The organism is Streptomyces sp. NPDC005761, from assembly GCF_040630635.1.
Classification (GTDB): Bacteria; Actinomycetota; Actinomycetes; order Streptomycetales; family Streptomycetaceae; genus Streptomyces.
On sequence record NZ_JBEXXX010000053.1, the window covers coordinates 44,171 to 52,975 of the forward strand.

Below are 8,805 nucleotides of genomic sequence, written 5' to 3' on the forward strand. Positions count from 1 at the left end.
GCTGACCATCGACATGGCCAGGCCTCCCCGGCACGCAGCCGACAGCGGGCACCAGTGGGTCCGCTGCGCCTTCCGCGGGGCCCTTCGCACATCCGAAACCTCGACCGTGCGACTTCCTCCGGCGGCCAGAATCCTGCCGGTCGTGTCAGGCGGGGGAGGGGGTGCGGATGGCGGCGATGTCGAACTGCAGCCGAAGCCGCTCGCTGACCATGGCGCCGCCCTCGGCCAGCCTGGCGTTGTACGTCAGACCCCAGTCGGACCGGTTGATGGTGGTGGTCCCGTCGAATCCGACCCGCTCGTAGCCGAACGGGTCCATGACATAGCCGATGTAGGTGAGGTCCAGGACCACGGGACGCGTCCTCCCCTTGATCGTGAGGTCGCCCGTCATGCGGTAGACGTCCTTGCCGATGAGTTGCACGGCCGTGCTCGTGAAGGTCATCCTCGGGTGCGTGCGGGCGTCCAGGAAGTCGCGGCCCACCAGGTGTGCATCCCGCTGCTCCACCCCCGTGTCGACACTCGCCGTGGACAGCGAGATCTCGGCGCGGGAGCGGGCCGGGTCGCGACCGTCGAAGTGAAGGCGGCTCTCGTACTCCAGGAAGGCGCCGCGGACCGTGGTCACCATCGCGTGGCGCACGGAGAAACCGATCCTGCTGTGGGCGGGGTCGATCGTCCACTCTCCGGTCAGAGCAGCCAGGGCGGGGTCCGGCAGAACAACGGCACCCGCGGCCGCGGACCCGACGTGTGACTGCTCCACGGAGGGCTCCGGGCGACGGAGCAGGGGGCTGCGGCTGAAGAGGTTCATGACTGCTAGTTACTCGTAAGTAGGAGGCGCCCACAAGGGACCGGTCCAGGACCCGAACATTGCCGAGTGAACTTTCACAAAGTGACGCACCGGGGGAGAGGAGGGTGGTGGAACCGCCGAGCCGGGGTGCGGGAACGCCTCGCGAGCGGCGTCGAGAGTGCGCTCGCGGTTGTGCCGGAGATCGCCGAGATGAGGTCCTGGCGACTGGCATCCGGGTGGGGGAGCGCGTGTGGGGTGCGCTGGCCGCAGATCCGGCAGCATGGCGGAGTACGTTACGAGGCAGCACCAGTACCGCCGCCTGCTGGAACCCGGCGGGTGCATTGCATGGTCCCAATCACCATCGACATCAGTAGGCCGTTCGCCGGCGTTGTTCGCATTCTCGCGTCGAGCGTCCCCGGCTCGGGGCGCATCCGAGTCTTCAGTGGCAACCCCGATTCCGAACTGCTCGCCGACTTCACCCAGTCCGCACAGGACGGCGTCATCATCTCCGTCGTCGACACCGGGCGTGCTCGCGAAAGTGCTGGTCACAGCTAGCCGTTGCGACCTGTGGCCAGCACGGTCGCTCCTCGGGCCGCAAAAGGCCGGTCAGTGCACCAGCAGGTCGATCACGCCCGTCAGGTCCTCCTCGCCGCTGCCCTCGGCCAGGCGGCGGCGCATCAGCTCGAAGTAGGGGCTGAGCAGTTCCGGGCTCACCCCCTGCTGCTCGGCGGTGCTCAGGAAGGTCGGCGTGCCGGCCACCTGCATAGCGAGGTTGGAGACGACACCCTTGGTGTAGTCACCGCTCCGCAGCTGGTTGGCCGTCTGGTGAACTGTCGGGGCCATCGCGACGAGCCAGTCGGCGAGCAACGGGGCGAGCGCCTCGGGGTCGATGTCCTCGTTGCGGATCAGAGCGAAGGCGTGCGCGGAACCGGCGAACATCCCGTACATGGCGCTGAGCAGGGCCACGTCGTGCAGGGCCGCGAAGCCCGCGTTCTCGCCGACGTAGGTGGTGCCGACCGGGATGCCCAGGGTCTGCTGGTGCCGCTCGAACAGCTCAGGCGAGCCGCTGTAGAAGACGTAGCCGCCGGCTTCCGGGACTCCGATCATCGGAGGGACGGCCATGATCCCGCCGTCCAGGTAGCGGGCGCCGCGCTCGCGGGCCCACTCGGCGCGGGCGCGGGCCTGGGCAGGGGTGCTGGTGGTCAGGTTGACGAGGTCCCTGTCGGCCAGATCGGTGCCGGCCAGCACTCCGTCGACCGAGGTGTCGTCCAACAGGCAGACGACGACCAGGGTGTTCGCTGCGACCGCCTCTGCGGCGGTGTCCGCGACCCTTGCCCCCTCAGCGGCCAGCGCCGTGGCGCGGGCCGGGGTGCGGTTCCAGACGGTCAGTGGGTGGCCGGCGGCCAGCCAGGTACGAGCCAGCGCGGTGCCCATCACGCCGAGACCCAGCAGCGTGAGAGGAGTCTTTTCAACAGTGTTCTGTGTCATGCCGATTAGGCTGGCCACAAGTCCGGGGGTGATCAAGTACGCACTTGACAGTGGGTGGTTACCCCGGGGTGAGCGAGCACGTCGAAAGGGTGGGGCATGACATCGCTGAACCGGCCGGGCACACCGGACGGACACGTCTGCGGGATCGATTCCGCGATGGAGGTGATCGGCGGCAAGTGGAAGGTGCTGATCCTCTGGGCGCTCCACGAGCACCCCTGCCGTCGCTTCGGCGAGCTGCGTCGACTGCTTCCGGGGATCACCGAGAAGGTGCTGGCCTCTCACCTGCGTGAGATGGAAGCGGACGGTGTCGTGCACCGTGTCTCCTACGACGAGGTGCCGCCCCGCGTCGAGTACTCACTGACCGACGACGGCAAGCGCCTCAACGAGGCACTCCAGCCGCTGGCCGCCTGGGGTCGCGAGCGGCCGGCCGGCCGAGGGCTGGAGGAGAAGGCGGGCCGATGCCTGTAGTGAACGTGCCGGCCACAGCTACTCGTTGATGGCCGCGACCAGCACGGTGGCCTCGTAGCGGACGACGAGTGTTCAGCTGCCGCCCGGTCCATATCGACGGCCACCCAGGCTCTTATCGCGGCAGCAGCGGCCGTGCGGGTGGAGACATTGCTCAGACCTGTTCGCAGTGGAACGCCCTGATGAAGCAGTCGCGGGGCTGGGTGACTGCGAAGAGGACGCACTCGACGAGCGAGTGCGGGGTGAGGGCGTCCTTGAACTCACGCGTGGACCTGCTCGCGGGCCATCTGCCGGCAACGGACCGGCGGTGCGTTCTTCCCGAGTGGCGCCCGTGCCGGAACTCTTCGTGGGGCGGCCATGAGGGCTGTTGTCAGAGGCGATTGGCAAGATTGCGGCCATGAATGTCACTCCTGTCACTCCGCCACGGCCGATCGACGTTGCCGCGGTCTTTCCCCAACTGGTTCCGCTGGCCCGCACGGCGACCCGCCTTCACCCCCGCCCTGGGGCGCCGACGTGGCACGACAGCTCGATCGGGGGGCCGCTGCTGTGGCCCGCTGATGAGCCGTGGCCGCGCTGCGAGGAACCGCATGTGGTGGATGGCATCAACCCAGCCAAGTCCCCGGCGGATCTGCGGCTGGAACGACGGATCTTCGCCGCCTCGCACGGCCGGGACCTGACTCCGGAGGAACGGGAGACTCTCGAGCGGATCCGCCCCCCTCGGACGTATCCGGTGAGGAGGGCGGGCCAGTCGTACGACGGCCCCATAGCGATGCTGCCCGTCGCGCAGCTGTACGTACGTGATGTGCCCGATCTGAGCCCGCCGGAGGGCAAGGACCTGTTGCAGGTCCTGTGGTGCCCCTTCGATCATCCGATTATGCCCAGGACCCTGCTCTTCTGGCGTTCGGTAGCGGCCGTCACCGACATCCTCGACACGCCCCCCGAGCCGCCCGCAGTGCAGTTCGACGGCTATCTACCGGAACCGTGCGTGCTCGAACCGGAGCAGATCACCGAGTACCCCGACCATCTGGAGCTGAGCGAAGAACTGCGGGAGCAGCTCGCGCAGTGGAGTGTGCCGCAGGCAGCAGAGGAAGACATGGACCCGGACACGTACTACGACTGTGTGCTGTCCAACGCACCCAGCTGGAAGGTCGGCGGCTGGCCCGCTTGGAACTCCACCGACCCCAGCTCGCAACCCTGCTCCGAGTGCGGCACTGTCATGGAGGTCCTGATGACCGTCGCCACGTTCGAGGAAGGGGACGACGCCGGGAACAGCTGGTCTCCGCACCCCCACCCAGGTGCTGGACCGTACCCCAGCCACCGTGGCTACAACGCGACCGGTGTCCAGATAGGCAGCGGCTACCGGCAGCACCTGTTCGTCTGCCCGGCGGAGCCCGAGCATCCGCACATCGAGTTGATGACGTAGCCCGTCCGCAGTGTGCAGCCGCGAGCGTCATGGTGCGGGCAGGCCGTGACACCGGGAGGCCGCGAGGCTCAGGGTGCCTACCTGCGGCTCGGCATCAGATCCCGCCCGACAGCGACGGCGTGGAGCAGCTCTTCGCTGGATGGCGCGATGGCCTCGCGGCCCGACGGCCACCTTCGATCACGCCGCACTCAAGATCGATTGAACAACGGCTTCTGCGGGTTCTCGATCTTGGCTGACTATGGCTTGCCCGCTAGGATCACGGCTCGTCACTGAGGGGCATAGGGGGCGGTCGTGGCAGAGGGGCTGAGCTCAGCAGCAGGAGCTGTAGTCGAGCTGAGATTCGAATTGGGGCGGCCGGATTGGGCCGACGCGTTCCAGGCACGGGGGCGGGTGCGGGGGCTCAGGGGGCGGCTGCAAAGTCTGCTCTTGCCGGTGCTCTTCGCAGGGGCGGTGTGGTTGATTGCCGACAGCGCCCTGGCAGCTGGAGGCGCCTTCCTCGGCTGTCTGTTCGGCTTCGTGATCAGGAGAGGCGTGCTGACCGCGCGGCATGCCAAGATGGGTGCCCCGCTGGGGCCTTGGACCGTGAACGTCGACGACTCAATTGACGGTGTGTGCTTCACGGGTACACACATGGAGACGCGCCGGGGCTGGCGGAGCCTTGGCGGATACGTGGAGACCGCCGGCGGATTCGTGCTGCTGACGCCCGCGCCCTACCTGCTCGTCGCGCACTATCTGCCCAAGCGAGCATTGGGCAGGGACGACACCAACCGGCTGCGTGGCATACTCGACCGCCACCTACCCCGCCACGGCGGCCGTCCGCCCCGGCACTGACGCTCGTAGGTTCCGCAGCGTTTGTACCGGGGGAGGAACTATGGCCGAGGGCCGCAGCGCCGAAGGCGTGCACAACGCGCAATCGTCTGACGATGCCGTGGACGAGCAGACCGCGGTCCAGGTGGTGTACCGGCCCCGGTCGGACGACACACTGGTCGGCCTGCGGGTCCGCACGCGGATCAAGCGGACCGGGTTGCTGCTGCGGGGGGTGTTTCTCACTCTGTGGGTAGGGCAGTGGTTGCTCTCCACCGTGGGGCACGGGAGTTTCGACGTGGTCTCGACCGTTCTGTTCTTGTTCGTCGTTCTGATCGTGTGGGGGTACCCCCGCCTGCAGGCCGCCAGTGTGCAGAGGCTCGTCGGCTGGCAGGGCGAGTACCGCGCCTCCGTGTCCCCGGCGGGGATCACCTGCCAGACCGACCATTCCACGCTGGTCCTGAAGTGGACTGTCTTCCAGGGCTACCGGGAGACTGCCGGCCACTTCGTCCTTCTGAGCCGGGACCCCAACATCATGTACCTCGGTGTCCTGCCCAAGCGGGGGGTGCAGGAGGCCGAGGGCCTCGACCGGCTGCGGGCCATCCTGGACCAGCACACCACGCGCGTGTGAGGAACGCGGAGGGCTCCCGCGCCGACGGTCGAGCCGGCCAAGTCCGCTGCCGCAAGGCTTTGCACGGCGCCGCCGGTGATCGTCAGTAGCGGTGACCCGGCCAGTGCGGATCCGTATAGCGGTCCTCGCCGGTGAGTCCGAGCAGTCGTATCCGGTGCTGGAGCTCTGGCGGGGCGCCCGACGCGTGCAGCCGCACCGCAGCGTGGTCGAGGAGCCAGGCGACCAGTTCGGCGCGCATCTCTTCTGCGTCGTGCTCGTACCAGCCGATGTGCCACGGCAGGCTGTCTCCCAGGAGTTCGTACTCCCAATTCGCGGCGGCCTCGGCCAGGCGGAGGTCGCTGAGGTTGCCAGTCTGCTTCTCCCAATCGGCAAGCCAGGGGCCGACCGTTCCGGATGCCTCGGCACACAGGACGAAGACCTGGTGCGCCGGGACGACCGCATTCGGATCGGTGAGGCTGTGCTCCCACCAGGCGTGCAGAAACTCGCGTACGCAAGCGGCGAGATCGTCGGGCCACTGCTGCCAGCGGCCTCGGGCGAAGGAACGCCCGGCCTCCTCCAGTCCGAACAGGGGATCCGCGCGACCGGCGACCAGTACCGGAGCGAACTGCGGCAGGACGCGCTTCAGCACGGCGGCGTGATCGGTCCAGTCGATGGCCGTCCAGGTCCGGCGCAGGAGGTCTGGTTCCAGCTCCACGTCCGGAGTCTTCAAAAGCGCGAGTTCTTGCGCACTGCCCCAATGGCATTCGCAGTTGCTCTCGTCCTCATGCGCGGTCATGCCGCGGAAGGTGACGGCAAGGTCGTCCAAGGCGGCGTTGAGGCGGTGGCGTGAGGGGTGGTCGGCGAGATGCATGATGTTGTGCCCGGCCTTCGAAGACTCCGTACGGCTCCCGCCGACCGAAGATCCCTACCTTACCGAGTACTGCGCGCCTGCGGCTGGCCAGGCTGCCAGGCGGGCGCCAGCAGCATGACGGGCTGCGCGGTCCGCAGCTGCCCGGCGCCAGTAGTAGCACGTTGAACGGGCGACGTGGCTGCGAGCCCCGTTGGCAGTCGGGTTCGATCAGTGGCTCTCCTGGTAGTTCATGAACCAGTGGGTGTCGAAATAGCGGGCCATCGTGAACCGGTGGTGCGGGTCGATGAGGATGCGACAGACGAACTGCGCTGCTTGGCAGTCGAAGAGGACGTCGCCGTCGTCGAAGGTCCGGACGATGACGGGCCACTGATCAGGGTCGTCACCGCTGACCCGCCAGCAGTACAGTTCCTCGTGCTCCGTGCCCGCCCAGATGAGTAGCCCGTCCTCTCGGAGACTCGTCCACGGCTCCTGGTTCAGGCTCAGCCATGCGTCGAAGGCGCCCTCGCCGAAGGTGTTTACCATGCGCTTGTAGTCGGTAGGAAGCGTGGTGCCCAGGCGCGACTCCACCTCCGCCCAACGTGCGTCCGGCTGCTGGGCAGGCTGTGTCCAGCCGGTGATCTGTATGAGTCGCGCCACCCAGTCAGCGTTCTCGCCAGGAGCTACCGCCAAAGGTTCCACGACCTGCCTGTGAGCGACCACCAGCACCGGCCGTTCGATGTCTTCGTCGTCTCGCGCCGCGCCCACGCCGACCCACTGATCCCCATAGGCCCAGCTCCGCATCGTCACGGCACGGTTGCCGAAGGGGGCGAGAAGACCCGCTCCGTTGAGCTCGTCGACCGTCGGATCGGCGAAGCCGTCGAGGACGAGGGTGCGTGGGGCCCCGTATCTGTCGGCGAGCAGGTCGGTCAGAACTTGCGGATCCAGGTCACCGGGCAGGTACAGGTGGCCGCCCGCCGGGCCGAGCTGAGCCAACAGATCGTTGACGGTTATCTGCGTGAGCTTCATGGCGGACAGTGAAGCGCACGGCACTGACAATGGACTTGCTCTTGCGCATCCTCCGACGCCATTGGACGGTTGCCGGGCCGGAGATCCTCCAGCGCGATGGCCGCGGCAAATAAGTTCTTGGCGAGCACAGCACGCCGGCGCGGTGACCGGTACGGCAGGTTCGGCGATGGTGTGAGTATGCCCCGGTCAGCCACTGTGCTCCGGGGGATGCGGTGAGCGAGGAGGAGATCGACTCTGTCGAATGAGCGGGATGGCGGTCGCCGGGTCCTGGCCCAGCTCGATCAGGGTCTGTGCGACGACGAGGCCGGAGCGGTTGTAGCCGGAGTGGCAGCGCACGAGAACGGTGCGGTCATTCCGTACGGCCTCAGCTGCCGTGACGGCCAGCTGTTGGACCGAGTGGAGTTGCTCAGCCGTGAGTGGGCCGTCTGGGATCTCACTGATCAGATGGTCTACTCCGGAGTGCGGTCCGTGACCTGGTCGGGTGAACAAGCTGATGACCAGGTCGAATTCAGTGGCGACAACAGCGGCCTGCACCTCGCCGTCATGGCGGGCCCAGAAGTGCCCGCCCTGCCATAGCCGTGGCCTGACTTCGTTCCACAGTGCCTGCGGCTCGGGGGCGCCTCGGTCCCTCTGACGTGTCTTCACGGACGCTCCTCTCCAGGTGGACCAACGACGCGGTCAGGACCACACGGCGGAGCTGAGCGGCAGTGACCTTGGCGACGTCATCCTTCGGGCCGAGACGGACGGCGTCCAGCAGCTGGCACCAGGGTGTCCGGCCCGATTCGAGGGCGGCGACGAAGGAGTACGGCCAGCCGGGGATGAAGTGGTCCGAGGACCGTCCGCTGCGGCCGTAGACGTGGCAGAACAGGCGGTCCGCGCTGGTCGGTGCGTCGGGGCGGAGCCAGTTGCTGACGTCGACCGCGAGGACCAAGCGCCCGTCGGCGGCCTGCGGCGCCGGCAACCCGGCCAGCACCTGCCGCAGCCGGGGCACATCCACGTTCCCGCAGTTCAGCGCGTCGTGTATCGCGCCGTGCCCACGCCGGTGCTCGGCCACCAAAGTCAGGTCCACCGGCGAGGTCACCGGACCGTCCGCACACAGCAACGCATCGACAAGCTCGAACAGCTCGTCCCCGCGCGCGGTCAGGCAGTCGAATAGGTCCTCCCGAAAGCGTGATGCTTGCGCGAACGCCTCCCCAGGACCGGCATCAGGCAGCAGACTCACCCTCACGGCCTTCGTCTGATGCTGTGCACCTTGGTCGGTGCTACGACACATACAAAGTCCCTCGCATCGGGCCGCGCCCCAACCCCGGGACCGACAAAATCGAAGAAAAAATAGAAAAAAACAAAAACAGTCAGAC

General features: G+C 67.5%; 9 protein-coding genes and 2 pseudogenes. 5 read left to right on the forward strand and 6 right to left on the reverse strand.

Annotated elements, in window-relative coordinates:
• Nucleotides 1-145: 145 nt before the first annotated feature.
• Nucleotides 146-802 carry a YceI family protein gene (locus tag ABZ434_RS32290; RefSeq protein ID WP_359144298.1) on the reverse strand — a complete coding sequence of 219 codons (657 nt, stop codon included), beginning with the start codon at nt 800-802 and terminating at the stop codon, nt 146-148.
• 324 nt (nt 803-1,126) lie between these two features.
• Here ABZ434_RS32290 and ABZ434_RS32295 point away from each other — a divergent pair, with 324 nt between their 5' ends.
• Nucleotides 1,127-1,336, forward strand: coding sequence for a hypothetical protein (locus ABZ434_RS32295; protein ID WP_359144301.1), 210 nt, complete (start codon nt 1,127-1,129; stop codon nt 1,334-1,336).
• Nucleotides 1,337-1,387: 51 nt separating this feature from the next.
• Here the strand turns inward: ABZ434_RS32295 and ABZ434_RS32300 are convergent, their stop codons facing one another.
• The gene (locus tag ABZ434_RS32300) at nt 1,388-2,269 is read right to left on the reverse strand and encodes an NAD(P)-binding domain-containing protein (RefSeq protein WP_359144304.1); all 882 of its coding nucleotides are present in this window, start codon (nt 2,267-2,269) and stop codon (nt 1,388-1,390) included.
• Nucleotides 2,270-2,365: 96 nt separating this feature from the next.
• On the opposite strand from ABZ434_RS32300, the gene ABZ434_RS32305 reads away from it, so the two are divergent.
• Nucleotides 2,366-2,737 (forward strand): helix-turn-helix domain-containing protein, encoded by a 372-nt coding sequence (locus ABZ434_RS32305; protein ID WP_359144307.1) that lies wholly within the window; start codon nt 2,366-2,368, stop codon nt 2,735-2,737.
• A gap of 151 nt (nt 2,738-2,888) precedes the next feature.
• Here ABZ434_RS32305 and ABZ434_RS32310 read toward each other — a convergent pair.
• Nucleotides 2,889-2,990, reverse strand: a pseudogene (locus ABZ434_RS32310) (SDR family NAD(P)-dependent oxidoreductase); the annotation flags it as partial.
• A gap of 333 nt (nt 2,991-3,323) precedes the next feature.
• Here ABZ434_RS32310 and ABZ434_RS32315 point away from each other — a divergent pair.
• The 3 genes from ABZ434_RS32315 to ABZ434_RS32325 all read left to right on the forward strand — a co-directional run bounded on the left by ABZ434_RS32315 (nt 3,324) and on the right by ABZ434_RS32325 (nt 5,592).
• Nucleotides 3,324-4,157, forward strand: a complete 834-nt coding sequence (locus ABZ434_RS32315) for a hypothetical protein (RefSeq protein ID WP_359144310.1) — start codon at nt 3,324-3,326, stop codon at nt 4,155-4,157.
• A gap of 426 nt (nt 4,158-4,583) precedes the next feature.
• Nucleotides 4,584-4,988 carry a YcxB family protein gene (locus ABZ434_RS32320; RefSeq protein WP_359144313.1) on the forward strand — a complete coding sequence of 135 codons (405 nt, stop codon included), beginning with the start codon at nt 4,584-4,586 and terminating at the stop codon, nt 4,986-4,988.
• A 40-nt stretch (nt 4,989-5,028) separates the two neighbouring features.
• On the forward strand, nt 5,029-5,592 hold the full coding sequence (locus tag ABZ434_RS32325) for a YcxB family protein (RefSeq protein WP_359144316.1): 564 nt from the start codon (nt 5,029-5,031) through the stop codon (nt 5,590-5,592).
• Between the two features lie 82 nt (nt 5,593-5,674).
• On the opposite strand, the gene ABZ434_RS32330 is transcribed toward ABZ434_RS32325, so the two are convergent.
• From ABZ434_RS32330 to ABZ434_RS32340, 3 genes and pseudogenes are all read right to left on the reverse strand, one after another.
• Complete coding sequence (locus tag ABZ434_RS32330) at nt 5,675-6,442, reverse strand: hypothetical protein (RefSeq protein ID WP_359144318.1); 768 nt, start codon at nt 6,440-6,442, stop codon at nt 5,675-5,677.
• 207 nt (nt 6,443-6,649) lie between these two features.
• Complete coding sequence (locus ABZ434_RS32335; protein ID WP_359144321.1) at nt 6,650-7,447, reverse strand: SMI1/KNR4 family protein; 798 nt, start codon at nt 7,445-7,447, stop codon at nt 6,650-6,652.
• A gap of 682 nt (nt 7,448-8,129) precedes the next feature.
• Nucleotides 8,130-8,669 (reverse strand): annotated as a pseudogene (locus ABZ434_RS32340) (transposase); the annotation flags it as partial.
• Nucleotides 8,670-8,805: the final 136 nt, after the last annotated feature.